The sequence below is a fragment of the Vibrio sp. 1249-1 genome (assembly GCF_033340495.1).
Genome location: NZ_JAWOWJ010000470.1, coordinates 1 through 732, shown reverse-complemented (window position 1 = coordinate 732; position 732 = coordinate 1). Strand labels below are relative to the sequence as shown.

1 protein-coding gene is annotated in these 732 nt (G+C 47.0%); it reads right to left on the bottom strand.

Translation table 11 applies throughout. The annotated features are described in order from the left end of the window. Positions 1 to 40 precede the first annotated feature (40 nt). Positions 41 to 732 (bottom strand): FAD-binding oxidoreductase (locus R7Z50_RS27050; RefSeq protein WP_318149690.1); only part of this gene is annotated, 692 nt, incomplete at its 5' end.

Genomic DNA, 732 nt, shown 5'->3' with positions numbered 1-732 from the left:
ACTTCGTGGGCTTTTTTGTTTTCCCGATAGGTGAACGCGCTTAAACCACCTTATGTGGGCCAAAGCATTCGTAATGGAATTGTTCCTGAGGGCCGCCAAGTTCTTGTAGCTGTTTCGCGACGTGCTGCATAAAGCCCACCGGACCACAGAAGTACACTTTTACGTTGTCTTGTTTGAGTGCGGCTTCGATTTCATGCAGGTTTACAAAGCCGGTAAAGTGGAAGTCTTCACCTATCTTGTCTTCTACCGTTGGTTGGTTATACCAAATGAGCGCGTTCATGTTTTCTTTCGCCGTGACTAGCTGGTTTACGTGCTCTTTAAAGGCGTGGTGTTTGCTGTTTTCTGTTGCATGTACCCAAGTCACTGGCGCGTGATGTTCCGTCAAGCTTTCTAGCATTGACAGTGTTGGCGTAAGGCCGACACCTGCAGAAATCAGCACCACTGGTGTATTGGTGTCTACATCCATAAAGAAATCACCCGCTGGCGCTGCGAGTTTTACTTTATCGCCGATGTTTAGCTCATCGTGCAGGTAGTTGGATACTTTACCGCCTTGTTCACGTTTTACGGAGATGCGGTAAGTGTTCTCTTGAACCGAAGAAGATAGGCTGTATTGACGGATCTCTTGGTTTTCAAACTTATCGCTGTTGATGTAGATGCCGAGGTACTGCCCAGGCTTGTACTTCGTCACTTTACTGCCATCCGTCGGTTTGAAAACAAAACTGCAAATGTGTT